The organism is Phenylobacterium sp., from assembly GCF_041916435.1.
GTDB lineage: Bacteria > Pseudomonadota > Alphaproteobacteria > Caulobacterales > Caulobacteraceae > Phenylobacterium.
Genome location: NZ_JAYRZM010000005.1, coordinates 489,786 through 514,117 on the forward strand (window position 1 = coordinate 489,786; position 24,332 = coordinate 514,117).

General features: G+C 70.2%; 24 protein-coding genes. 17 read left to right on the forward strand and 7 right to left on the reverse strand.

What is annotated here, in order from left to right; all coding sequences use genetic code 11:
• The first annotated feature begins 132 nt into the window (after positions 1-132).
• Positions 133-1,203: a ribonucleotide-diphosphate reductase subunit beta gene (locus tag ACE3TA_RS16740; RefSeq protein ID WP_374575433.1), complete on the forward strand. Its 1,071-nt coding sequence runs from the start codon at positions 133-135 to the stop codon at positions 1,201-1,203.
• 3 nt (positions 1,204-1,206) lie between these two features.
• On the opposite strand, the gene ACE3TA_RS16745 is transcribed toward ACE3TA_RS16740, so the two are convergent.
• Entirely contained in the window at positions 1,207-1,452 is a 246-nt protein-coding gene (locus ACE3TA_RS16745; RefSeq protein WP_374575434.1) for a hypothetical protein, read from the reverse strand.
• A 113-nt stretch (positions 1,453-1,565) separates the two neighbouring features.
• Complete coding sequence (htpX, locus tag ACE3TA_RS16750) at positions 1,566-2,516, reverse strand: zinc metalloprotease HtpX (RefSeq protein WP_374575435.1); 951 nt, start codon at positions 2,514-2,516, stop codon at positions 1,566-1,568.
• Between the two features lie 227 nt (positions 2,517-2,743).
• Here htpX and ACE3TA_RS16755 point away from each other — a divergent pair, with 227 nt between their 5' ends.
• Positions 2,744-3,229 (forward strand): hypothetical protein, encoded by a 486-nt coding sequence (locus tag ACE3TA_RS16755; protein ID WP_374575436.1) that lies wholly within the window; start codon positions 2,744-2,746, stop codon positions 3,227-3,229.
• Positions 3,230-3,242: 13 nt separating this feature from the next.
• On the opposite strand, the gene ACE3TA_RS16760 is transcribed toward ACE3TA_RS16755, so the two are convergent.
• Positions 3,243-4,496 carry a dicarboxylate/amino acid:cation symporter gene (locus ACE3TA_RS16760; protein WP_374575437.1) on the reverse strand — a complete coding sequence of 418 codons (1,254 nt, stop codon included), beginning with the start codon at positions 4,494-4,496 and terminating at the stop codon, positions 3,243-3,245.
• Between the two features lie 120 nt (positions 4,497-4,616).
• On the opposite strand from ACE3TA_RS16760, the gene ACE3TA_RS16765 reads away from it, so the two are divergent.
• From ACE3TA_RS16765 to ACE3TA_RS16780, 4 genes are all read left to right on the forward strand, one after another.
• On the forward strand, positions 4,617-6,083 hold the full coding sequence (locus tag ACE3TA_RS16765) for an AMP nucleosidase (protein ID WP_374575438.1): 1,467 nt from the start codon (positions 4,617-4,619) through the stop codon (positions 6,081-6,083).
• A 130-nt stretch (positions 6,084-6,213) separates the two neighbouring features.
• Entirely contained in the window at positions 6,214-6,990 is a 777-nt protein-coding gene (locus tag ACE3TA_RS16770; protein WP_374575439.1) for a tyrosine-protein phosphatase, read from the forward strand.
• A gap of 186 nt (positions 6,991-7,176) precedes the next feature.
• Positions 7,177-8,328, forward strand: a complete 1,152-nt coding sequence (locus ACE3TA_RS16775; RefSeq protein WP_374575440.1) for an alanine--glyoxylate aminotransferase family protein — start codon at positions 7,177-7,179, stop codon at positions 8,326-8,328.
• 91 nt (positions 8,329-8,419) lie between these two features.
• Positions 8,420-9,880: an MFS transporter gene (locus ACE3TA_RS16780; RefSeq protein WP_374575441.1), complete on the forward strand. Its 1,461-nt coding sequence runs from the start codon at positions 8,420-8,422 to the stop codon at positions 9,878-9,880.
• Positions 9,881-9,889: 9 nt separating this feature from the next.
• Here the strand turns inward: ACE3TA_RS16780 and ACE3TA_RS16785 are convergent, their stop codons facing one another.
• From ACE3TA_RS16785 to ACE3TA_RS16795, 3 genes are read right to left on the reverse strand one after another with little or no spacing between them, the layout of a single operon-like run.
• Positions 9,890-10,423, reverse strand: coding sequence for a TadE/TadG family type IV pilus assembly protein (locus ACE3TA_RS16785; RefSeq protein ID WP_374575442.1), 534 nt, complete (start codon positions 10,421-10,423; stop codon positions 9,890-9,892).
• Positions 10,417-10,989, reverse strand: a complete 573-nt coding sequence (locus ACE3TA_RS16790; RefSeq protein ID WP_374575443.1) for a TadE/TadG family type IV pilus assembly protein — start codon at positions 10,987-10,989, stop codon at positions 10,417-10,419. The genes ACE3TA_RS16785 and ACE3TA_RS16790 overlap by 7 nt, the downstream gene beginning before the upstream one ends.
• A 56-nt stretch (positions 10,990-11,045) precedes the next feature.
• Complete coding sequence (locus ACE3TA_RS16795) at positions 11,046-11,462, reverse strand: pilus assembly protein N-terminal domain-containing protein (RefSeq protein WP_374575444.1); 417 nt, start codon at positions 11,460-11,462, stop codon at positions 11,046-11,048.
• A gap of 302 nt (positions 11,463-11,764) precedes the next feature.
• On the opposite strand from ACE3TA_RS16795, the gene ACE3TA_RS16800 reads away from it, so the two are divergent.
• The 9 genes from ACE3TA_RS16800 (at position 11,765) to ACE3TA_RS16840 (ending at position 20,682) form a co-directional block, all read left to right on the forward strand.
• Positions 11,765-11,947: a Flp family type IVb pilin gene (locus tag ACE3TA_RS16800; RefSeq protein ID WP_374575445.1), complete on the forward strand. Its 183-nt coding sequence runs from the start codon at positions 11,765-11,767 to the stop codon at positions 11,945-11,947.
• A 154-nt stretch (positions 11,948-12,101) separates the two neighbouring features.
• Positions 12,102-12,605 (forward strand): prepilin peptidase, encoded by a 504-nt coding sequence (locus ACE3TA_RS16805; protein ID WP_374575446.1) that lies wholly within the window; start codon positions 12,102-12,104, stop codon positions 12,603-12,605.
• A 150-nt stretch (positions 12,606-12,755) separates the two neighbouring features.
• Complete coding sequence (cpaB, locus tag ACE3TA_RS16810) at positions 12,756-13,595, forward strand: Flp pilus assembly protein CpaB (protein ID WP_374575447.1); 840 nt, start codon at positions 12,756-12,758, stop codon at positions 13,593-13,595.
• Entirely contained in the window at positions 13,592-15,025 is a 1,434-nt protein-coding gene (locus tag ACE3TA_RS16815; RefSeq protein WP_374575448.1) for a type II and III secretion system protein family protein, read from the forward strand. The genes cpaB and ACE3TA_RS16815 overlap by 4 nt, the downstream gene beginning before the upstream one ends.
• Positions 15,026-15,033: 8 nt before the next feature.
• Complete coding sequence (locus ACE3TA_RS16820; RefSeq protein ID WP_374575449.1) at positions 15,034-15,723, forward strand: CpaD family pilus assembly protein; 690 nt, start codon at positions 15,034-15,036, stop codon at positions 15,721-15,723.
• Between the two features lie 19 nt (positions 15,724-15,742).
• Positions 15,743-17,185, forward strand: coding sequence for a CpaE family protein (locus tag ACE3TA_RS16825; RefSeq protein ID WP_374575450.1), 1,443 nt, complete (start codon positions 15,743-15,745; stop codon positions 17,183-17,185).
• Complete coding sequence (locus ACE3TA_RS16830; protein WP_374575451.1) at positions 17,186-18,697, forward strand: CpaF family protein; 1,512 nt, start codon at positions 17,186-17,188, stop codon at positions 18,695-18,697.
• A gap of 2 nt (positions 18,698-18,699) precedes the next feature.
• Complete coding sequence (locus tag ACE3TA_RS16835) at positions 18,700-19,689, forward strand: type II secretion system F family protein (protein WP_374575452.1); 990 nt, start codon at positions 18,700-18,702, stop codon at positions 19,687-19,689.
• A 9-nt stretch (positions 19,690-19,698) separates the two neighbouring features.
• A complete protein-coding gene (locus ACE3TA_RS16840) occupies positions 19,699-20,682 on the forward strand; it encodes a type II secretion system F family protein (RefSeq protein WP_374575453.1) in 984 nt (327 codons plus the stop codon).
• A 24-nt stretch (positions 20,683-20,706) separates the two neighbouring features.
• On the opposite strand, the gene ACE3TA_RS16845 is transcribed toward ACE3TA_RS16840, so the two are convergent.
• A complete protein-coding gene (locus tag ACE3TA_RS16845) occupies positions 20,707-21,597 on the reverse strand; it encodes a pilus assembly protein TadD (protein WP_374575454.1) in 891 nt (296 codons plus the stop codon).
• An 86-nt stretch (positions 21,598-21,683) separates the two neighbouring features.
• Here ACE3TA_RS16845 and ACE3TA_RS16850 point away from each other — a divergent pair, with 86 nt between their 5' ends.
• Positions 21,684-23,066, forward strand: a complete 1,383-nt coding sequence (locus tag ACE3TA_RS16850) for a M17 family metallopeptidase (protein WP_374575455.1) — start codon at positions 21,684-21,686, stop codon at positions 23,064-23,066.
• Positions 23,063-23,899, forward strand: coding sequence for a C40 family peptidase (locus ACE3TA_RS16855; protein WP_374575456.1), 837 nt, complete (start codon positions 23,063-23,065; stop codon positions 23,897-23,899). Before ACE3TA_RS16850 ends, ACE3TA_RS16855 begins: the two co-directional genes overlap by 4 nt.
• The last annotated feature ends 433 nt before the right edge of the window (positions 23,900-24,332 follow it).

Consider the following 24,332-nt stretch of genomic DNA (forward strand, 5'->3'; position numbering starts at 1 on the left):
GCCGCGGCCACGGTCGGCCCGGCGCGCCAGTGTCGCATCGAAATGCGTCACCACGGATTCATCCCCAGGCCGTTCACAACATCTTGGGCGCCTGCGTTAACTCGCCGCTAGATGTTGTCCGTTTCATTGTTAATGTCATCGCCAGCATCTCGCCTCGGAGTCGCTCCCGTGTCCGCCAAATCCCTGCCCGGCCTGCTCACCCCGTCCTACGCCTACAAGCCCTTCCGCTATCCGTGGGCCTACGACTTCTGGAAGAAGCAGCAGCAGGTGCACTGGATGCCCGAGGAGGTCCCGCTCGGCGAGGACTGCAAGGACTGGGCGGCCAAGCTCAACGACAAGGAGCGCAACCTCCTCACCCAGATCTTCCGGTTCTTCACCCAGTCGGACGTCGAGGTGAACGACAACTACATGGAGCGCTACGGCCGGGTCTTCAAACCGACCGAGGTGAAGATGATGCTGGCGGCGTTCTCCAACATGGAGACGATCCACATCGCCGCCTACGCCCTGCTGCTCGAGACGATCGGCATGCCCGATTCGGAGTTCACGGCGTTCCTCGACTACCAGGCGATGCGCGACAAGCACGACTACATGCAGACCTTCGGCGTCGATAGCGAGGCCGACATCTGCCGCACGCTGGCCATGTTCGGCGGCTTCACCGAAGGGCTGCAGCTCTTCGCGTCCTTCGCCATGCTGCTGAACTTCCCGCGCCACAACAAGATGAAGGGCATGGGCCAGATCGTCTCCTGGTCGGTGCGCGACGAGAGCCTGCACTGCGAAGGGATCATCAAGCTCTACCACGCCTTCAACGCCGAGACCGGCGCGGTGACCAAGGCCGTGGCCGACGACATCGTCGACTGCTGCAAGACGGTCGTGGGGCTGGAGGACAAGTTCATCGACCTGGCCTTCGAGGCCGGCGAGGTCCAGGGCATGACCCCCGAGGACATCAAGAGCTACATCCGCTTCATCGCCGACTGGCGCCTGCGCCAGCTCGCCCTGCCGGAAGTCTACGGGGTGAAGGAAAACCCGCTGCCCTGGCTGCAGGCCATGCTGTCGGGCGTGGAGCACGCCAACTTCTTCGAGGCCCGCTCCACCGAGTACTCCAAGGCCGCCACCAAGGGCCAATGGCACGGCGAAGCCGGCGTCTGGGCCGAGTTCGACCGCCTGCTGGTCAAGCGGTCGGAGAACACGCTGCCGGCGGAGTAGGGCTCAGGCCGGGCTCGGCGGCGCCTCGAGCGCCGGCGGCCTGGCGGAGAAGCGCTGGCTGGTCAGCTCGCCGAACGGGCCCTGCACCAGCAGCTCCACGTCGTGGCCGGCCTTGACCGCCTCGCGCGCCAGGCTGGCGCCCACGCGGCTGGCCTCGCTGATGTTGGCGAACGGACCCATGCGGCGGCGCTCGCCCACCAGCCGCCACGACGCGCCCAGCCGAAGAATCGCGTACCTGAAAATGGACATTTCAGCCTCCCGTCAGGACTGGTCCGCGGCGGCGATGGCGCGCCGTTTACGACTCCTGGTGGAGGATTGCGCCGATTTTGGGGCTCAAGGTTGCGCGCCGTGAGGCGGGCGGCCTAGCCCCACGGGCCCTTGCGCGGCCCGTCCTGCCCACCGGTCACCGGCACGGCGGTGCCGCGGGCGCGCGGTTTGGCCGGCGCGGTCCAGCCGCCGCCGCTTCCGCCCGCCAGCTTCATCAGCGCCTCGACGCGGTTGCGCGTCGCCGGGTGGGTGGAGAACAGGTTGTCCGCGCCCTGGCCCGACAGCGGGTTGATGATGAACATGTGGCTGGTCGCCGGATTGCGCTCGGCGTCCACGTTCACCACGCCCTTGGCGTAGGCCTCGATCTTGGCCAGCGCCGAGGCCAGCGCCTGCGGATCGCCGCTGATCTCGGCGCCGCCCCGGTCGGCCTCGTACTCGCGTCCGCGGCTGATGGCCATCTGCACCAGGGCAGCGGCGATGGGCGCCAGCAGGGCCAGCGCGATCGTGCCGATCAGGCCGGCCCCGCGCTCGCGGCTTCCGCCGAAGAAGAAGGCGATGTTGGCCAGCGCCGAGATCGCCCCGGCGATGGTCGCCGTCACCGTCATGGTCAGGGTGTCGCGGTGCTTCACGTGCGCCAGCTCGTGGCCCATCACCCCGCGGATCTCGCGCCGGTCGAGCATCTGCAAAAGGCCCGTGGTGGCGCAGACGGCCGCGTGCTGCGGGTCGCGCCCGGTGGCGAAGGCGTTGGGTTGGGGATTGTCGACGATGTAGACCGCCGGCCGCGGCAAGCCCGCGCCCTCGGCCATCGCCGTGACGTCGGCCACGTAGTTGCGGATCATCGCGCTCGGGTGGCTCTCGTCCACCGGCTGGGCCCGATAGAGCCGCAGCACGATCTTGTCGGCGTTCCAGTAGCTGACGAGGTTCATCGCCCCGGCGAACAGCAGCGCGACCGCCATGCCGGCCGGCCCGCCGATCATGTAGCCCACGGCCACGAACAGGGCGGTCAGCGCCGCCAGAAGCATGAAGGTGCGAAGAGTGTTGCGCATCTTTCCCAACAGACCAGGGGTCGAAGTCCCTGCGCCGAATATGGGGATTTGCCGCGCACGCGGAAGGGTCCGCCATCCGTGCGTCGCCGCGATCATGGGCGCGCAAGGTTCGCGCGCCGCTCGCGAAAATGACATCCGCCTTGCGTTGCTCGCCATGCGGGTGATCAAAGCGCAACCAATGGCCGCTAGGGTCCTCCACGATCCGTTGAGTGCGCCATGGGCTGGAAATGAGCTGGGATCCGTCGCTGGGCCGTCCACTCAAGCGGGAGTGGAGCTGGAACCCTTTTCAGGAGCTGCCGACAGTCTTCCGCGCCCGCCGCGCGGCGCGATACGGGGCCATGTCGGCGGGGGTGTTGGCTGGCGTGCATGCGCTCTACGCGTTGCGCTACGCCTATCACCGCCGCCCGGTGAACACCTGGGTCTCCCATGACCCCGCGGCGTTGTCCTGCTTGGACCTGGCGCTCTGCGCCACGGCGGTCGCGCTGGGTTTCGTCGTCTACAGGAGAGGCTCGGTCTGGGCGGCGACAACGGTGCTGCTCTGGGCGATCATCGAGACCCAGCGCTGGTTCACCGGCGCCCTGTACGGCCATGTGGCCACCGGGCTTCTGCCCTACTTCAGCTTGATGGTGGCCGTTCTCGGCTTTCGCGGCGCGCTCGCGCTGCGGCGGCTTTCCGCCTCCGCTCCGCCGGCGGCGAGCGAACCCCCCATGTGACCTCGCGGGGGGATCAGGCCCCCGCCGGCGCGGCTCCCCCGTCCTCGGGGATCTCGATCTGCTTTTCCCACTTGGCGACCACGGCGGCGGCCACGGAGTTGCCGATCACGTTGGTGGCCGAGCGGCCCATGTCCAGCAGGTGGTCCACCGCCAGGATCAGCAGCAGCCCCTCTTCGGGCAGGTTGAAGTAGGCCAGGGTGGCGGCGATCACCACCAGCGAGGCCCGCGGCACCCCGGCCATGCCCTTGGAGGTCACCATCAAGAGCAGCAGCATGGTGATCTGCTGGCCGATGGACATGTGCACGCCGTAGGCCTGGGCGATGAACAGGGTCGCGAAGGTGCAGTACATCATCGACCCGTCCAGATTGAACGAGTAGCCCAGCGGCAGCACGAAGCTGGCCACCTTGCGCGAGATGCCGAACTTCTGCAGCTCCTCCAGGGTCCGCGGATAGGCCGCCTCCGACGAGGCGGTGGAGAAGGCCAGGAGCGCGGGCTGGCGGATCGCGCCCATCAGCTTCAGCGCCCGCGGCCCGACGATCAGCACCACCACGCCGACCAAGAGCGCCCACAGAAGGCCCAGGGAGAAGTAGAAGCCGCCGACGAACTTCACATAGGTGAAGATCACCTCCACGCCCTGGGTGGCGATGGTCGCCGCCAGCGCCGCGAAGATGGCGAACGGCGCGGTGCGCATCACATAGCCAGTCACCTTCAGCATGATCTGGGCGATCTGCTCGACCAGGGCCAGCACCGCCGGCGCCTTGTCGTCGATCGCCGCCACCGCCGTGCCGACGAACACCGAGAACACCACGATCTGCAGGATCTCGTTGTTGGCCATGGCCTCGACGATGGACTTGGGCACCAGGTGGGTGACGAAGTCGCGCAGGGTGAAGGTGGACACGTCCACCACGCCCTTGGCCGAATTGGGCTCGGGCAGCGCCAGGCCCGTGCCGGGTTGCAAGAGGTGCACCATGATCAGGCCGATGGTCAGCGAGACGATCGAGGCGGAGATGAACCAGCCCATCGTCTTCACGCCCACCCGGCCGATGGTCGCCGCGTCCTCCATGTGCGCGATGCCGGCCACCAGGGTGGAGAACACCAGGGGCGCGATGATCATCTTGATCAGCCGCAGGAAGACGTCGGTGATGATGGCGAGTCCATCGGCCGCGGTCTTGGCCTGGTCCGGCGTCAGGAACTGGTTGCAGGCCCACCCGACCGCCACGCCGAGGATCATGGCGCCGACGATCATGTAGGTGAAAACGCGGTTCATGGAGCCCCCTGAGCAAAGCGAAGCCGCTTTTGTGGCCGGGATGGGCCGCTGCGTCCACCCGCCAGGGGTTTTGGGGGGCGAATGTCTCGAAACCGACGCCAAGCCACGCTATAACGCCCCATGAAAACGCAAGAGAAAACGAAAGAGGCCGCCGTTCGGATCGTCGAGCGGCTGAACGACGAATACCAGGGCTCGGTGGAAGCCCTGCGCAAGGCGCTGAAATCCTTCCTCTCGGGCGGTCCGCCGCCGGACCCCCGGGTCCGCGCGTCCGGCGCCTTCGTCTATCCGGAGCTGCGCATCACCTGGCCGCCGGGCCACGACTACCCGCGCCTGTCGCGGGCCTATGCGCGCCTGTCCAAGCCGGGAACCTACGCCGGCACGGTCACCCGGCCCGATCTTTTCCGCGACTATCTGGTCGAGCAGCTCAGCCTGCTGATGGCCGATTTCGACGTGGAGGTCGAAGTCGCCCGCTCGACCCAGGAGATCCCGTTCCCCTACGTGCTGGACGGGACGGCCGACATGGCCATGGCCGACGTGGGCGCGGCCGACATCGCCCGCCATTTTCCGTCCACCGAGCTCGCCCACATCGGCGACGAGATCGCCGACAGCATCTGGACGCCGGGCGAGGACGCGGTTCAGCCCACGGCCCTGTTCGACGGCCTGCGCGCCGACTTCTCCCTGGCGCGGCTGGCCCACTACACCGGCACGCCGTCGGAGGACGTGCAGCAGTACATCCTGTTCACCAACTACCACCGCTACGTGGACGAGTTCGTCCGCTGGGGCTGCGCCCAGCTCAAGGCGGCGGGCGGCCGCTACACCGCCTTGTCGGCCGCCGGCCGCGTGGTGGTGGACAAGGACACCCCCGATCCCGAGCGCGTGGTCGCCGAGGCGCCCTGGCGGCGCCACCAGATGCCGGCCTACCACCTGATGGCCGAAGGCCGGCGCGGGATCACCCTGGTCAACATCGGCGTCGGCCCCTCCAACGCCAAGACCATCACCGACCACCTGGCGGTGCTGCGGCCCCAGGCCTGGCTGATGATCGGCCACTGCGGCGGCCTGCGCGGCAGCCAGCGCATCGGCGACTATGTGCTGGCCCACGCCTATCTGCGCGACGACAACGTGCTGGACGCGGTGCTGCCGCCGGAGATCCCGATCCCGCCGATCGCCGAGGTGCAGGTGGCGCTGGCCCGCGCGGCCGAGCAGGTGACCGGCGAAACCGGCGACGTGCTCAAGCGGCGCCTGCGCACCGGCACGGTGGTCACCACCGACGACCGCAACTGGGAGCTCCGCTATTCGCGCAGCGCCCTGCGCTTCAACCAGTCCCGCGCCGTGGCCATCGACATGGAAAGCGCCACCCTGGCCGCCCAGGGCTACCGCTTCCGCGTGCCCTACGGCACCCTGCTCTGCGTGTCCGACAAGCCGCTGCACGGCGAGATCAAGCTGCCGGGCCAGGCCAACGCCTTCTATGAGCGCGCCATCGGCCAGCACCTGCAGATCGGGGTGGCCACCATGGACCTGTTGCGTCAGGAAGGACCCAGGCTGCACTCGCGCAAGCTGCGCAGCTTCGACGAGCCGCCGTTCCGATAAGGCGGCCGCCGGGGCGTTTTCCGCCGAAGTGGACGCCGCTTCGGCATGGAAGACGCTTCGGGTTCAAAAGAGTCTCAAGCGGGCTCCGTTCGATCGAAGCGGATCTCGCTCCAGGGGAGGACGCCGGCCGATGAGCCGTCACATCGACTTCGAGGGCATAGAGAACTTCCGCGACTTCGGCGGCTACGACGCCGGCGGCGGGCGCGGGCTCAAGCGAGGGGTCCTGTTCCGCTCGGCCAACCACGCCCGCGCCACGGATGCGGACCTGGCCGCCCTGCGCGACCTGGGGGTCGGCGTCATCGTCGACCTGCGCCGCCCGATCGAGCGCCAGCGCGAGCCTTCGCGGCGCTGGCCGGGTTTCGACGGCCTGGTGATCGAGAACGACGACGGCGCCGGCTACGAGGACTGGGCCGACGCGCTGAAGTTGGTGGAGGAGCTGGGCGCGGACTGGTTCCACCAGGACAGCCTGGGCTTCTACCACGAGGCGCCCTATCAGCCCCGCCACATCGACCTCTTCAGCCGCTACTTCCGCGCCCTGGCCGACGTGGACGGGGCGATCGTGGTGCACTGCGCCGCCGGCAAGGACCGCACGGGCATCCTGTGCGCCCTGACCCAGCATCTGGCCGGCGTGCACCGCGACGACATCCTGTCCGACTACATGCTCACCAACGACGAGCAGCGCATCGCCCGGCGCATGGTCACCTTCAGCGCCTTCCTCCAGGACATGACCGGCAAGGTCGTCGCCGACGATGTGCTGCGGGCGGCCCTCTCCGTGCGGCCGGAATACCTGGAGCGGGCCTTCGCCCGCATCGACGCCGAACATGGATCGCTCGAGCGCTACCTCGCCGGCCCGCTCGGCCTGGACGCGGCCGCCCGGGCGAGGATCGAGGCGAAGATCCTGGCCTGAAAGGCGTGCCCGGATACGAAATCGCCCGCCGCGAATCGAGATCCGCGACGGGCGCTTTCGGGACAGAACCTCTCCAAGGTTCAAGGCCGAAGATTGCGCTTCGCCCCGCGATCAGCCTAATCACCTCGCCGTGACAAAAAGACGGGGAGGACGATGCAGAGTTTCCAGCCGCCCAGGCGCATTCTCATGGGACCAGGCCCCTCCGACGTCAGCCCCAGGGTGTTGGCGGCGCTGGCGCGCCCGACGATCGGCCACCTGGACCCGCAGTTCCAGGCCCTGATGGAGGACATCAAGGCCGGCCTTTCGCGCCTGATGAACGCTCCCGACCATGCCTGCATTCCCCTTCCTGCGCCTGGAACCGCGGGCATGGAGGCGGCGATCATGAACCTGCTTGAGCCCGGCGACGTGGCGGTGGTCGCCGTCAACGGCGCCTTCGGCGGGCGCATGGCCGACATGGCCGGGCGGGCGGGCGCCGAGGTGGTCACCGTCGACCACGCCTGGGGCGAGCCGGTGGACCCGGCCCGCGTCGAGGATGCGTTGAAAGGCCGCAACGCCAAGGTGCTGGCCTTCGTCCACGCCGAGACCTCCACCGGCGCGCGCAGCGACGCGGCCAGCCTCTGCGCGCTGGCGCGGCGCCACGGCGCGCTCTCCGTCGTCGATTGCGTGACCTCGCTCGGCGGCATCGTCGTCGACGTCGCGGCCTGGGACGCCGACGTGGTCTATTCGGGCACGCAGAAGTGCCTGTCGGCCCCGCCGGGCCTGTCGCCCATCGCCCTGTCGAAGCGCGCCCAGGCGGCCATCGCCGGCCGCCGCGAGAAGGTCCGCAACTGGCTCTTCGATTTCAATCTCCTGATGAGCTACTGGGGCGGCGAGGGCGGCCGCAGCTACCATCACACCGCCCCGATCAACGCCCTCTACGGTCTGCACGAGGCGCTGGTGGCGCTGTTCGAGGAAGGCCAGCAGGCCGCCTTCGTGCGCCACGCCCGCACCCACGAGGCGCTGGTCGCGGGCCTGGAGGCCGCCGGCCTGAAGCTGCTCGTCGATCCGGCCCACCGCCTGCCGCAGCTCAATGCGGTGGTCGTGCCCGAGGGCGTCGACGAGGCGGCCGTGCGCGCTCACGCCCTGGCCCACTGGGACCTGGAGATCGGCGCGGGTCTCGGCCCGCTGAAGGGCGAGGTCTGGCGGATCGGGCTGATGGGGGCCTCGGCCACGCCCTGGCACGTGCGGCTTTGCCTGTCGGCGCTGTGCGAGGCGCTGGCCGCGCAAGGCCATGCGGTCGACGCGCGCAAGGCGCTGGCCGCCGCCGAGGCGACCATCGGCGAGGCGCTGGCGGCCTGAGGCGCTAATTCCGTCGACAACCCCGGGCGGGCCGCTAACGTGTGTTTGAAAGGGCCGCCGCGTACGAGCGGTCCGGCTCGGGGAGTTCCCAGTGACAGAGTCCGTTTCCGCCGCCGAAGCCCATGGCGTGGGCGCCGTCGTCGACCCGCCGGCCGCGGCTGAACTCGGCGGCGACGCCAGGCTCACCAGGGGCGGCGTCTCCTGGTCGCTCTTCGAGGGCGCGCGGAACCCCTACGTCATCCTCGTCACCATCTACGTCTTCGCGCCCTACGTGGCCGCGACCATGGTGGGCGATCCGGTGCGCGGCCAGGAGGTGGTCTCGCGCTGGAGCCAGTATTCGGGCTGGATCATCATGGTCACCGCGCCGTTCCTGGGCGCTTCCATCGACCAGCTCGGCCGGCGCAAGACCTGGCTCGGCCTGGCCGTGGCGGCCATGGTCCCGATGATGTTCGCCCTGTGGTGGGCCAAGCCCGACGGCTCGGGCCTGTCGGTCACCCAGGTGATGATGCTCACCACCGTCATCGGCCTGCTGTTCAGCTACTCGGAGGTGCTGCACAACTCCCTGCTGGTGCGGGCGGCGGGGCTGTCCAGCGCGCACAAGGCGTCGGGCCTGGCCCTGGCGCTGGGCAACGCCTTCGCCCTGGCGGCCCTGGCCTTCACCGCCTGGGCCTTCGCTCTGCCGGGCAAGGTGGACTGGGGCTGGGTGCCGTCCGCGCCGCTCTTCGGCCTGGACCCGGCCAAGAGCGAGCCGCAGCGGATCGTCGGGCCTCTGGCCGCGGCGATCTTCGCCCTCGGCGCCTTGCCGCTGTTCTTCTTCACGCCGGACGCGCCGAAGACCGGCGTGCCGGTGATCAAGGCCCTGCGCGACGGGGCGGGCGAGCTGTGGCGCATGGTGGCGGGCATGCGCGACCATCGCGACGCGGCCATCTTCCTCGGCGCGCGGATGTTCTACGTCGACGGCATGACCGCCATCCTGATCTACGCGGGCATCTACGCCTCGGGCGTGATGAAGTGGGGCGCGCTGGAGATGCTGCTCTACGGCATCATCCTGTCCACCCTCGCCGTGCTGGGCGGCTTCGTCGGCCGCTGGCTGGACGCGAGCCTGGGGCCCAAGCGCGCCGTGCAGTTGGCGATCGGCATGTCGCTCCTGGGCGTCATCGCCATGCTCGGCATGGGGCCGGACAAGATCCTCTACATCTGGAGCTACGATCCGGCGTCTCATCCGCCGATGTGGTCGGGGCCGGTGTTCCGCACCCTGCCGGAATGGATCTACCTGTTGATCGGCTTTTCCAACGCGGTGTTCATCACCGCCCACTACGCCTCCAGCCGCACGCTCCTGACCCGGCTCACGCCGCCGGACCGCACCGGGGCCTTCTTCGGCGTCTACGCCCTGTCGGGCACGGCCACGGTCTGGCTCGGCTCGTTCCTGGTCAACCTGGGCACCAACATCTTCAAGAGCCAGCAGGGCGGCTTCGCCACCATCACCGTGCTGCTCGCCGTCGGCTTCGTCGGCCTGCTGTTCGTGCGCGGCGGGGGCCGGCGGGCGGCCTGACCTCCCGGCCTAGCCGCAGTCGGTGCAGGTCACCTTGTCGGCCTTGCGCGGCCGCAGGTAGTAGACGTGGTTGAACACCAGCGGCCCCGGCAGCGCCTGCGCGAAGGCCGAGGTGTAGGTGTAGCGCACCTCGGCCATGATCACCGACTCGTCGGGGGCGACCAGGTCGGCGGGCGTGGTGATCGAGGTGTTCTTCGAATAGGCCGTCAGGCCGCCGCCGGTGGCCCGGCTCCAGGCCACCGTGGTCGCTCCGGCCGAGTCGGCCACCACGCTGCTCAGCCGCATGTTGAGCGTGCCGGTCGGGAACGGGTTCATCACCTGCTGGCCGACGGTGAAGATGTCGGAGATGTCGCCGGTGCTGGTGGCGCTCACCTGGGCGGCCAGGTCGCCGATGGACGAGGCCACGTGGTCGGAGCGGCGGTCGGCCATGAGCGCCATGGTCGCCTCGGCCAGGCCCAGGTAGAGGGCGATCATCACCGGCGCGATCAGGGCGAACTCCACCGCCGAGACGCCTCGCCGGTCGCGGATCAGGGATCTCAGCATGCGGCCCCCACCGGAATATCGCTGCTGTAGGGCTCGTTGCGGAAGGTGGCGATGGCCATGATCCGCCGCTTGCCGTCGCCGGTGTTGTCCAGCGCCCCGTCCAGCAGCGGCGTGGTCAGCGTCCAGGTGTAGTAGGCGCGCACCAGCACGATGTCGCCGGCGGTGCCGGTCGTGAAGCAGGTGGTGTTGTTCTTGAACTGGTCGGCGGTCGGCTGGCCGGCGTTGGCCGCGTCGGTGAAGTTGGCGAAGGTCTGAACGTCGACGATCAGGTTGCTGTTGCAGGCGCCGGAGAGCCAGCTCATACGGCTGCACACCTCGGACTTGAAGGCGCTCTTGCTGGTGGCGCCGCTCGTCTGGAATTCGCCGGTGCGGATCAGCCGCGCGGCCCGGTCGGTGGCCAGGTCCAGGGTGGCCGAGGCCAGGAACACCGCGGCCAGCTCCATGATGCCGAACAGCAGCATCACGAAGGGCAGGGCGACCAGCGCGAACTCGACCGCCGTCGCGCCGCGACGGGCCCGTGCGAACCGCCGAAGGGCGGCCAGGGGATGAATTCGGCTTCTCGCCATGGACGTTCGATCCTCGAGCGTGGCCGGAGGATAGGAGAACGACCCTAATTGAGGGTTTAAGGCGCCGGGCTTTGTGCGCCGCCGCCCACGTCGTCCGACGCGATCGCGCCGCAGCGGGGCGAGCAGGCGAACTCCTGAACCGCGGCCCCGCCGCGATAGTAGGACATGCGGCCCTCGTCCGAGGTCGAGACGATCACCTGGCGGTCGGTCAGCACCCGCCCGGCCGGGTCGACGACCAAGAGGCTCGTGGTGCCCACCGCCTTGCCCAGCACCACCAGGCTGCGGTCGTCCAGCACGTTCACGTCGGCGATCTTGGGATTGGCGATCACCACGTCGCGGATCGGCCCGCGCAGCATCACGCGGGTCGCCTGATCCATCTGCACCACCAGCGGCGGGCTGGCCGAGGCGCTCAGCGCGGCGGCTGGCGCGGCGAGGGTTGCGGCGGCGAAGGCGGCGAAGAGCAGGCGGCGCATGGCGGGGCTCTCAAAAAATTCTGCGCCGAGACTCGGCCGGAATGGTCAAGAAAACCTGAATCCCGCGGCCTACGCGCGCGCGAGAATCATTATGTAATTTCACGCAAAACGGCCGGATTTCGCCCCATGGTTAACGGAATCTAATAGTAAACGCAAGTAAACTATAGAAAGTTCTCGGCGAATACTTCGTTGTTTACTGGGCATTAAGCGCGGTCGCGCAAATTGCTCGTGTGTTTCGGGGGCGGGCAGGTCAACGGCTTGGTCCCTCATCAACTGCTCGCAGAGCTTGAAGGAGTGAAGACATGACCAAGTTCGTTACGCGCTTCGTGAAGGACGAATCCGGCGCCACCGCCATTGAATATGGCCTGATCGCCGCCCTCATCGCCGTCGCCCTGGTTTCGGCGCTCGGCCTGCTGAAGAACAACATCGCCAACACGTTCAATTCCGTCGGCACCGCGCTGACCAACGCTCAGTCTTCGTCGTAAGCCAGAGCGTCCGACCTGAAACGGGCCGCGGAGCGTTCGCTCCGCGGCCTTTTTCTTTTTCCGCTCCCGTTTCTTTTCCTGCTCCCCGCGGGGGCGCGCTCAACCCTCCGTTCACCGGTCTCGGCGATGGTCGGGGCGGACGATGGAGGAAGAGATGGTCCTGCAGACGGCGCTCGCGCTGGTGTTCCCGGCCCTGGTGGTGACGGCCGCCCTGCGCGATCTGACCAGCTACACCATCCCCAACTGGATCTCCCTGGCCCTGCTGGCCGCCTTCATCCCCGCGGCCCTGGCGTTCGGCCTGCCGCTGCCCGTCATCGGCCAGCACGCCGCCGTGTTCGGCGCGACGCTCGTGGCCGGCATGGCGATGTTCGCCCTGGGCTGGATCGGCGGGGGCGACGCCAAGCTGTTCGCCGCCGCCGGCCTGTGGCTGGGCTGGCCGGCCGGCCTGACCTTCCTGATCATCACCGCCCTGGCCGGCGGCGCCCTGGCGGTCGCCCTGCTGGCGGCGCGGTCTTCGTTTCTGCAACCGCTGCTCAACATCGGACCGGCCTGGCTCGGCCGTCTGGCGACGCCCGGCGAGAACGTGCCCTACGGCGTGGCGATCTGCGTCGGCGCGCTGGTCGCTTTTCCACATTCCGCATTGATGCCGGTGTTTTAGCGGCCGGAAACCGCGCCGCCTTAGGCCCGCGTTAACTATGCGGGCTTGAATTTGAAGCGCCGCCAGAAGGACGGCGATCCGAATCGCGCGCACCGCGTCAAACGCGGGCTCGCCGCCAGTCACCCGCCAGGCGGGAGCTTGATTGAGTCCATGGGCGCTCTTCGTATCGCCATCCTCGCCGTCGCCGCCGTGGCCGCGATCGCCGTGGCGCTGCTCGTGCGCGGCATGATGGCGCCGCGGCACGCGGCGCCCGCCGCCGAGCAGGCCGAATCCAGTCAGCCGATGGCGCGGGTCCTGGTGGCCCAGCGCGACCTTTCGATCGGCACGGGCCTGACCGAGAAGGACATGGGCTGGCAGCCCTGGCCGGTCGACGCGCTCAACGACACCCTGATCACCGACGGCGCCAAGCCCGAGCCCGAAGCCAAGGGCGCGGCCAAGGTCGCCAAGGTCGCCGGCGAACTGGTGGCCGGGCCCGGCCCGATGGAGGCCCTGGCCGGCGCGGTGGTGAAGGAACCCATCCTGAAGGGCGAGCCGATCACCCGCGGCAAGGTCGTGCGGGGCGGCGAGGGCGGCTACATGGCGGTCGTGCTGCATCCGGGCATGCGGGCCGTGGGCGTGCCCATCACCAACGAGACCACCGCCGGCGGCTTCGTCCTGCCCGGCGACCGGGTGGACGTGCTGCAGAGCCGCGACGCAGGCGGCGACAAGGGCTACGTCACCGAAACCCTCCTGAGGAACGTGCGGGTCCTGGCCATCGACCAGGCCACCGAACCGGCCAAGGACGCCCGCACCCTCGTCGGCTCGGTGGCGACCCTGGAGGTGCCGGCCGGCGACGTGCCGGTGCTCATTCGCGGGCGGGCGCAGGGCCAGATGGTGCTCGTGCTCCGTTCCTACTCCGATATCGGCGGGCCGGTGGGCCGCGGCGCCAAGGCCGGCGCCACGGTGCGGGTGTTCCACGGCGATCAAGCGACCGAGGTGGCGGTTCGATGAGAAGCCTTAAGACGATCCTCGTGCTCCTGGCCGCCGCCACGGCGGGACTCGGCTGGGCCGCGCCCGGCATGGCGCAGGACACGGGCTCCTCGGCCGTGGTGCGGGTCGACCTGGCGGCCGGCGGCGCCTCGCAGTCGCTGTCCCTGCCCAAGGGCAAGTCGGCCATCGTCGAGCTGCCCATCGACGCGCGCGACGTGCTGGTGACCAATCCCAAGGTGGCCGACGCGGTGCTGCGCACCCCCCGGCGCATCTACGTGCTGGGCGTGGCGGCCGGCCAGACCGACGCGGTCTTCTTCGACGCCCAGGGCCGGCGCATCCTGTCGCTCGACGTGCGCGTCGACCAGGACACCGCCGCGCTCGCCCAGACCATCAACCGCATCCTGCCCGGCGCGCAGGTGCGGGTCGACGCGATGAACGACAGCGTCATCCTGTCCGGCCAGGTGCAGAACGCCGGCGACGCCGACAAGGCCGTGCAGATCGCCCGCGCGACGGTCTCCAAGCCCGAGCAGGTGCTCAACATGCTCACCGTCGCCGGCAAGGACCAGGTGATGCTGAAGGTGCGCATCGTCGAGATGCAGCGCAGCGTCATCAAGCAGCTCGGCTTCGACCTCGCCGCGGCGATCGGCAACGCCGGCGAGATGCAGTACCTCGTCTCCAAGCCGACCACCTACGGGGTCAACGGCAGCCTGCTCGGCGGGATCTCCGCCACGGCCCAGCGCACCGCCACGGACGGCGGCCCCGACGCGACGGCCGGCACGCTGAACGCCTTCGAGCGGGTCGGCCTGGTGCGCACCCTGGCCGAGCCGAACCTGACGGCCGTGTCGGGCGAAGCGGCCAAGTTCCTGGCCGGCGGCGAATTCCCGGTGCCCACCGGCTCGGATTCGACCGGCAAGGTGTCGATCGAGTTCAAGCCCTTCGGCGTGGGCCTGGGCTTCACGCCGGTGGTGCTGTCCGGCGGCCGCATCGCGCTCACCGTCTCCACCGAGGTCTCCGAGCTCACCACCGAGGGGGCCTTCACCCTGTCGGCCGGCACGTCCAGCACCCTGACCGTCCCGGCGCTGAAGGTGCGGCGCGCCTCCACCAGCGTCGAGCTGCCGTCCGGCGGCGCGCTGATGATCGCCGGCCTCTTGCAGGAGACCAGCAAGCAGACCCTCGATTCCCTGCCCGGGATGATGACCCTGCCGGTGCTGGGCGCCCTGTTCCGCTCGCGCGACTACCAGTCCGGCGAGACCGAGCTGGTGGTGATCGTCACGCCCTACATCGTCCATCCGACCTCGCCGGACCGGCTGCAGACGCCGGCCGACGGCATGAAGTTCGCCGACGACGTCTCCTCCATCCTGCTGGGCCGCCTGAACAAGACCTACAAGGTCAAGCCGCAGGCCACGGCCGGCCACACCTACGAGGGGCCGTACGGCTACGTGATCGAATGAGCGCGCCCATGACCTCGCAAGCCCTTCGTCTCCTCGCCGCCGCGGGCCTCAGCGCGGGCCTGGCGGCCTGCGCCGCGCCGCGCGTGCCGGACGCCGTGGCCGGCGCGCGCCTGCCCAGCGAGCAGTTCGCCGCCAGGGTCGTCACCTCGCCGGCCGAGGTTCGCCTGGCCGTGCACGCCGACGGACTGTCGGCCAACCAGGCCGACGCGCTCGCCGCCTTCGCCTCCGACTGGCGCGAGGCCGAGGGTGGGCCCATCCGCATCCAGACCCCGGGCGGCGCCGGCGCCGATCCGGCGGCCGCCTATCGCGCGGCGGCCGGCGTGCGCAACCGCCTGGTCGCGGCCGGCGTGCCCGACGGCATGATCGCGGTCGCCAGCTACGACGCCGCCGGCAAGGCCGACGCGCCGATCGTCGTGGGCTACGTGCGCTACCAGGTCGACCTGCCCCGCTGCGGCCAGCGGTGGACCGACCTGTCGCGCACCGGCAGCAACGAGGCTCAGCCGAACTTCGGATGCGCCGTCACCGCGAACATCGCCGCCCAGATCGCCGATCCGGCGGATCTGGCCGGTCCGCGCGCCATGGGCCCCGCCGATGCGGGGCGGCGCGAGGTCGTGCTCGAGCACTATCGCAAGGGCGAGATCACATCGTCGGCGCGCGACGAAAACGCGAACGGCGCCGTCTCCAAGGCGGTGAAGTAGGCGAAGGGCTTTTGCAGTCATGAATCCCAAACCCGCCGATCCCTTCGACCTGGAGTTCGAAGCCGAGGACGAGTTCACCGACGCGCCGCGCGACGATCCGTGGGCGCCTGCGCCGGCCGCCGGGGCGGCGGAGGAAGACCCGTTCGCCGATCTGCCGCCGAACCGCGAGAGCGCGACCGACCCGTTCGACCCGCCGCCGGAAGAACCGGCCACGGCGGCGCTCAATCCCGTCCACGAGATGATCGCCGGGGCGGAGGCCGCGTTCGGCGAGGCGAGCCTGCCGCGCATCACGGTGCACATGTTCTGCGCCCTGCCGGAGACGGCCGCGGTGCTGGAGCGCGCCGCCGCCGACCGGCGCATGGAGCGCGGCTCGGTCACCATCGAAATGGGCGGCCTCCAGGCCGCCGTGGCGACCTACCAGAACCTGGCCACCCCCTCGCTGGTGGTGGTGGAGTGCGTCGATCCGGCCCAGCAGCTCCTGGCCGAGCTCGACCGGCTCGCCGAGGTCTGCGATCCGGGCACCAAGGTGGTGGTGATCGGGGCGGCCAACGACATCACGCTCTATCGCGAGCTGATGCGCCGGGGCGTCAGCGAATACATGGTGCCGCCGTTCGCGCCGCTGCAGGCGGTGCAGATCTTCACCGGCCTCTACGCCGACCCGTCCGCCCCGTTCATCGGCCGCCAGATCGCCTTCTGCGGCGCCAAGGGCGGCGTGGGCGCCTCGACCCTCGCGCACAACGTCGCCCACGCCATCACCGAGCGGCTGGCGACCAACGCGATCCTGGTCGACCTGGACCTGCCGTTCGGCACCGCCGGGCTCGACTTCAACCAGGACCCCCTGCAGGGCATCGCCGACGCGCTCAGCCAGCCGGACCGGCTCGACAGCGTCTTGATGGAGCGGATGATGGCCCGCTGCGGCGAACGGCTCAGCCTGTTCGCCGCGCCCGCGACCCTGGAGCAGGACTACGACGTCAGCGTCGAGGCCTATGAGGAGGTCACCCAGAAGATCCGCAGCTCGGCGCCGTTCGTCGTGCTCGACCTGCCCCATCTGTGGAGCGCCTGGACGCGCAAGATCCTGCTCTCGTCCGACGACCTGGTGATCGTCGCCACGCCGGACCTGGCCTCCCTGCGCAACGCCAAGAACATGATCGACCTGGTCCGGCGCGCCCGGCCCAACGACGCGCCGCCGCGCCTGGTGCTGAACCAGGTCGGCGTGCCGGGCCGTCCGGAGATCCCCATCAAGGACTTCGGCGCGGCGCTCGATCTGACGCCCTCGATGGTGCTTCCCTTCGACGCCAAGCTGTTCGGCCAGGCGTCGAACAACGGCCAGATGATCTCCGAGGTCGGGCCCAAGTCGAAGGCCGCCGAGGCCATCGACCAGCTCGCCCAGCTGATCAGCCGGCGCGATCCGCCCGCACCGCAGAAGACCTCGCTCCTCGCCAACCTGTTCAAGCGCAAATAGATGTTCGGCAGACGGCCCACAGACGCCGAAGCGAAGAAGCCCAAGGAGGCGCCGCCTCCGCCCGCCGCGGGCGGGCCGGCCATCGCCACGCGCCCGCAGCGCATCGACCCCAAGGCCGCCGCCGCTCCGCCGCCCGCCCCGGCGGCGGCGAGCGGGCCGGGACCGAAGCTGACGTCGGCCTTCGAGCAGCTCAAGCAGGCCCAGGGCCCGTCGCCCGCCGCCCAGGTGGTGCGCGAGCAGTCCGACTACTACCACGCCACCAAGACCACGATCTTCAATGCGCTGATCAACACCATCGACCTGGCCCAGCTCGCCCAGCTGGACACCAAGTCGGCGGCCGAGGAGATCCGCGACATCGTCGCCGAGCTGGTGGCGATCAAGAACGTGTCGATGTCGGTGTCCGAGCAGGACATGCTCGTCCAGGACATCATCAACGACGTCCTCGGCTACGGGCCGCTGGAGCCGCTGCTGGCCCGCGACGACATCGCCGACATCATGGTCAACGGCGCGAGCCGGGTGTTCATCGAAGTCGGCGGCAAGGTCCAGCTCACCAACGTGCGCTTCCGCGACAACGCCCAGCTGATGAACATCTGCCAGCGGATCGTCAGCCAGGTCGGCCGCCGCGTCGACGAAAGCTCGCCGATCTGCGACGCGCGCCTGCCCGACGGCAGCCGGGTCAACGTCATCGCCTCGCCCTTGGCCCTGGACGGTCCCACCCTGACCATCCGGAAGTTCAAGAAGGACAAGCTGACCATGCGCAACCTGGTGGAGTACGCCTCCATCAGCCCGGAAGGGGCGCGCGTGCTCGGCGTCATCGGCGCCTGCCGATGCAACGTGATCATCTCCGGCGGCACCGGCTCGGGGAAGACGACGCTGCTCAACACCATGACGGCGTTCATCGATCCCACCGAGCGGGTCATCACCTGCGAGGACGCCGCCGAACTGCAGCTCCAGCAGCCGCACGTGGTGCGCCTGGAGACGCGTCCGCCGAACCTGGAAGGCCAGGGCCAGATCACCATGCGCGACCTGGTCAAGAACTGTCTGCGGATGCGTCCGGAGCGGATCATCGTCGGCGAAGTGCGCGGGCCGGAGGCCTTCGACCTGCTGCAGGCCATGAACACGGGCCACGACGGCTCCATGGGCACCTTGCACGCCAACAGCCCGCGCGAGGCCATCAGCCGTCTTGAATCGATGATCACCATGGGCGGCTACGGCCTGCCCTCCAAGACCATCCGCGAGATGATCGTCGGCTCGGTGGACGTGATCATCCAGGCCGCCCGCCTGCGCGACGGCTCGCGCCGCATCACCCACGTCACCGAGGTGGTGGGCCTGGAAGGCGACGTGATCATCACCCAGGATCTGTTCGTCTACGAGATCACCGGCGAGGACCCGGAGGGCCGCGTGGTCGGCCGCCATCGGTCCACCGGCATCGCCCGTCCCCGGTTCTGGGACCGCGCCCGCTACTATGGCCTGGACCGCGAGCTGGCCGAGGCGCTGGACGCGGCGGAATAGCGATGAGCTCCAATCTCCTGATCCTGCTGGTGGCCGCCCTGGGGTTCGTGGCGGTGGCCGGATTCGGCTTCGTGCTGGTCGGGGTGGGCGGCTCGCAGGGCCGCACCATGAAGCGCGCCCAGGCCGTGGTCGGGCGCAACGAGGCCCGCGAGGTCAAGGGCCGCCGCGGCCAGAGCAACGCCCAGGAGCAGCGCCGCAAGCAGATCCTGAAGACCCTGCGCGAAGAGGAGCGCAAGTCCAAGAAGGCGCGCTTCAACATCGCCGCGCGGATGCAGCAGGCCGGCCTTGGCGACAACGTGCGCGTGTTCTGGATCGCCAGCGGCGTGCTCGGCGTCCTCGTCACGGTCGTGCTGCTGGTCCTGGGCCAGCAGGCGCTGGTGGCGCTCGGCCTGGGATTCGCCGCCGCCCTCGGCCTGCCCCGCTGGATCGTCGGCTTCATGGCCAACAGCCGCATCAAGAAGTTCGTCGAGGTCTTTCCCGACGCGCTGGACATCATCACCCGCGGCATCAAGTCGGGCCTGCCGGTGCACGACAGCCTGCGCGTGATCGGGCAGGAGACGCCCGAGCCGATGGCCGGCGAGTTCAAGCGCCTGACTGAGAGCCTGGCCATGGGCGTCAGCATCGACCAGGCCGTCGACGACATGTACGAGCGCATGCCCGCCCCCGAGCTGCGCTTCTTCGGCATCGTGCTGGCGATCCAGTCCAAGACCGGCGGCAACCTGGCCGAGGCGCTGGGCAACCTGTCGGCCGTGATCCGCGCGCGCAAGCTGATGCGCGAGAAGATCAAGGCCCTGTCCGGCGAAGCCGTGGCCTCGGCCTTCATCATCGGCTCGCTGCCGCCCGGCGTGGTGGCGCTGATCAGCATGACCAGCCCGGCCTACATGCTGCCCATGTTCTCCGACCCGCGCGGCAAGCTGATGCTGATGGCCGGCGGCGTCTGGATGGCGCTCGGCATCTTCGTCATGCGCCGCATGATCAACTTCAAGATCTAGGGGCGGCGCATGAACCTTGTCGGCCTTCTGACCAACCCCGACAATCTGCTGACGATATTCGTGGCCGTGGTGTGCTTCGCCACGGTGATGACCATCGTCATGCCGATGTTCAACAACTCCAACCTCGAAGCGCGGATGAAGTCGGTGTCGACCCGCCGCGAGGAGCTGCGCCGCAAGTCGCGCGAGGCGCTGGCCAACAAGAGCCAGGGCTCGTCCCTGCGCCAGACCGACGAGGGCGTCTACAAGAACATCGTCGAGCGGCTGGACCTGTCGCGCCTGCTGGAAGACCCCAACGTGGTCGAAAAGCTCGCCCAAGCCGGCTTCCGCGGCCCGCGCCCGGTGACCACCTTCTACTTCTTCCGCTTCGTCTCGCCGTTCATCTTCGCCGCGGCGATCGGCTTCTACCTGTTCGTGGTCAACGACTTCGGCTGGCCCACCATCACCCGGGTCACCGCCACCGTCGCCGGCCTCACCCTCGGCTACTACGCGCCCAACCTCTACATCTCCAACGTCGCCCAGAAGCGCCGCGAATCCATCGTCGGCGCCTTCCCAGACGCGCTCGACCTGCTCTTGATCTGCGTGGAATCCGGCATGTCGGTGGAGGCGGCCATCCACAAGGTCAGCCAGGAAATCGGCGGCGCCTCCATCGAGCTGGCCGAGGAGATGAGCCTGCTCACCGCCGAGCTCTCCTACCTGCCCGACCGCCGCCAGGCCTACGAAGGCATGGCTCGGCGCACCAACCATCCGGGCATCAAGTCGGTGATGACCGCCATGATCCAGGCCGAGCGCTACGGCACGCCCCTGGGCGCGGCCCTGCGGGTGATGGCCAAGGAGAACCGCGAGATGCGCCTGTCGGCGGCCGAGAAGAAGGCCGCCCAGCTTCCGGCCAAGCTCACCGTGCCGATGATCGTGTTCTTCCTGCCGGTGCTGTTCGTCGTGATCCTCGGCCCGGCGATCCTGAAGGTCACCGACACCGTCGGCATGCCCAAGTAGCGGGCCGCCGGCGCGGGCCGGTCCCTACGGCGTCGCGCGCAGCGAATCCCAGGAACGTTCCGCCGCGGCCGGCGCCGCCGGCTCGGCCGCGGCGCGCAGATAGGCCATGTTGTTGGCCACCACCGCCGGCGGCAGGTCCTGTCTGGCCAGCGTCTCCGCCTCGCTCAGGCGGCCCTGCAGCCCCAGGATCAGGGCCAGGTCCTGGCGGACCTTGACCGGCGCGTCCGGCATGGCCGCGGCCTTGCGCAGCAGCGTCTCGGCCTGGGCCGCATCGCCATGGCCGGCCAGGAACATCGCATAGTTGCCCAGCGCCGCGGGGCTGTCCGGGGCCATGGCCGCGGCTCTCCGGTGCGCGGCCAGCGCCTCGTCGGGCCGCTCGGCCTGCTCCAGCGCGATGGCCAGCAGCGAGACCGGCCGCCAGTCCCTGGGCGCCAGTTCGGCGGCGCGCTTGGCCGGCTCGATGGCGTAGAAGCCCTGGTTGGCGCTGATCTGGTCGCGCGCCAGCTCCAAGAGCAGCTCCTCGCTGTTGGGCGTCAGCATCAGGGTCCGCTGCGCCGCCGCCGTCGCCTCGGGATACTTGCCCAGCGCCCGCAGCGCCTGCGACAGGCCGACGGCGGCCTCGGCGTCGGCCGGCTGCAGCTCGGCCTCCCGGGCCCAGAACGCCGCCCGAGCCAGGGGCTCGAGCCTGGAGGCCACCGCCCGCTCCGCCGGCGTGGCCGGCTTGGGCGGTTCGGCCGCCGCCTGCGCGCTCGCGTCGGCTTGGGCGCCGTTCGCGGCGGGCGCGGCCGCCTCGGCCTTGGCGGGCGCCTTGTCCGCCTTGCCCGCGCCGAAGCTGGGCCAGGCGTGGGCGGCCGGCGCGGCGGCGCCTAGCGCCAGGGCCAGGGCGGTTGCGGCGAAGGCCGACATGCGACACATGGGAAGGCAGGCTCCTGCTGTAGGTCTCTCAGCATCGGCCCGCCGCTTAAAGGAAGCGTTAAGCATAAACCGACCACGGGCAGCCCATGTCAGAAGTCCTCGTCACCGCCGCCGATAAGGCCGCGCCCATCCATGCGATCCTCGAGGGCGAGCTGGCCCACGCCCTGGACGCGGCCCCGCCCGTGGCGCGGGCCCTGGCCACTGTCGGCGAGTTCAAGGCCAAGGCCGGCCAGGTGCTGGTCGTGCCCGACCCCGACGGGGCGGTGGAGCGGGTGCTGTTCGGCCTGGGCGCGCCCGACGCGCTGGATCCGATGGCCCTGCGCGCCCTGCCGGCCAAGCTGCCCGGCGGCGACTACCGCATCGTCCACGCCCCGGCCGCCCTGCCGGCCGACGTCGCCGCCCTGGCCTTCGCCCTGGGGAGCTACCGCTTCGACCGCTACAAGAAAAAGCCCGCCGAACGGCCCCGGCTGGTGGTCGATCCGGCGGTGATCGACGACGCCGTGCACCAGGCCCACGCCTGCGCGCTCGCCCGCGACATGGTCAACACGCCGGCCAACGACATGGGCCCGCTGCAGATCGAGACCATCGCCCGCGAGATCGCCGAGCAGTTCAAGGGCCGCATCACCGTCATCACCGGCGAGGGCCTCCTGGAGGCAAACTATCCGGCCGTCCACGCCGTCGGCCGCGCCGCCGTGCCCGAGCGCGCGCCGCGCATGATCGAGATCACCTGGGGCCAGGCCAAGGACCCGCTGATCGCCCTGGTCGGCAAGGGCGTGGTGTTCGACACCGGCGGCCTGGACATCAAGCCGTCCTCGGGCATGCGCCTGATGAAGAAGGACATGGGCGGCGCCGCCCACGTGCTGGCCCTGGCGCGCATGGTCATGGCCGCCAAGCTGCCGGTGCGCCTGGCCGTGCTGGTCCCGGTGGTGGAGAACGCCATCGCCGGCGACGCCATGCGCCCGGGCGACGTGCTGGCCTCGCGCAAGGGCCTCAGCATCGAGGTGGGCAACACCGACGCCGAGGGCCGGCTGATCCTGGCCGACGCCCTGGCCCGCGCCGCCGAGCTGGAGCCGGCGCTGACCATCGACATGGCCACCCTCACCGGCGCGGCCCGCGCCGCCCTCGGCCCGCAGCTTCCGCCCTTCTACACCGACGACGACGCCCTCGCCGCCCAGGTGGAGGCCGCCGCCCACGCGGTCAGCGACCCGCTCTGGCGCATGCCCCTGTGGAAGGGCTACGGCGACGCCCTGGACAGCGACGTGGCCGACCTGAAGAACGATCCGGACGCCTGGGCCCAGGCCGGCTCGGTCACCGCGGCCCTGTTCCTCCAGCGCTTCGCCCCGACCGGCCCCTGGCTGCATTTCGACATCATGGCCTGGAACCCCCGCGGCCGGCCCGGCTGGCCGGCGGGCGCGGAGGTGCAGGGCGCGCGCGCCCTCTTCCGCATGTTGCGGGACCGCTATTCGTGAGCGCCGACCCCAGGCTCACCCTGGCCCGGCCCGATCTGGCGGCCCAGGCGCTCGACGGGCTCGCGCCCGCCGGCGCCTACGCCGAGACCGCGCCGATGGCCGCCGTCGTCGCGGCCGCGCCCCTGCGCAAGGCCGGCCGGCCCGGCGCCGAGCAGGTGGACCAGGTGCTGTTCGGCGAGCTGTTCGACGTGCTGGAGGTGAAGGACGGCTTCGCCTGGGGCCAGGCGCGGCGCGACGGCTATGTCGGCTTCGTCGAGGCCGCGCACCTGGCGCCGGCGGGCTCCGCGCCCACCCATCGCGTCGCCGCGATCCGCACCTATGCCTTCGCCGAGCCCAGCATCAAGGCCCAGGCGCTCGGACCCTATTCGCTGAACGCCCTCGTCGCCGTCGAGGCCCGCGAGGGCCGCTTCGCCAAGGCCGAGGGCTCGGGCTGGTTCGTCGAGGCCCACCTGGCGCCGGTCGGGGCGGACTTCGAGACCGACGCCGCCGCCGTCGCCGAGCGCCATCTCGGCGCGCCGTACCTGTGGGGCGGGCGCGAGAGCCTGGGGCTGGACTGCTCGGGCCTGGTGCAGCAGGCGCTTCTCGCCTGCGGGCGGGCCTGTCCGCGCGACACCGACATGCAGGAGGCGGCCTTCGCCGCGATCACGCGCCCGGCGCTGCGGCGCGGCGACCTCGTCTTCTGGCGCGGCCACGTGGCGATGATGGTCGACGAGGCGCGCATCATCCACGCCAACGCCCACCACATGGCCGTCGCGGTCGAGCCCCTGGAGGCCACCATCGCCCGCGTCGCCGACGCCGCCGGCGGCGAGCCCACCAGCTTCCGCCGCCCCTGAGTCGCCGCCCCTGAGCCGCAGGCATGGCGGATGCTCCCCTCTTGGGGGAGCTGGCCCGAAGGGCCTGAGGGGGACTTCGACTCCCGCAAGGCCCACGCCGTCGGCCGACCGTCCGCTGTCAGCGTGCAGTCCCCCTCAGTCGGCTTCGCCGACAGCTCCCCCAGAAGGGGGGAGCATCTAAGGGCGTCACGCCTTGCATTCGGCCTTGAGCCGCCGGCCCGCTTGGTCGGCTCGTCATCAAGCCCGCAAAGAAAAAGCGGCCAGGCGAGGCCCGGCCGCTTGATCGTGTCCTGGTTTGCGAAGAGCGCGGCGCGCTTACTTCGCGGCCGGCGCCGCCGCCGCGGCGGGAGCCGCCGCCGGAGCCGCGGCCGCGTCGGCCGCCGGAGCCGCCGCCGCATCGCCCGCGGGCGCCGCAGCGCCATCGGCCGGCGCC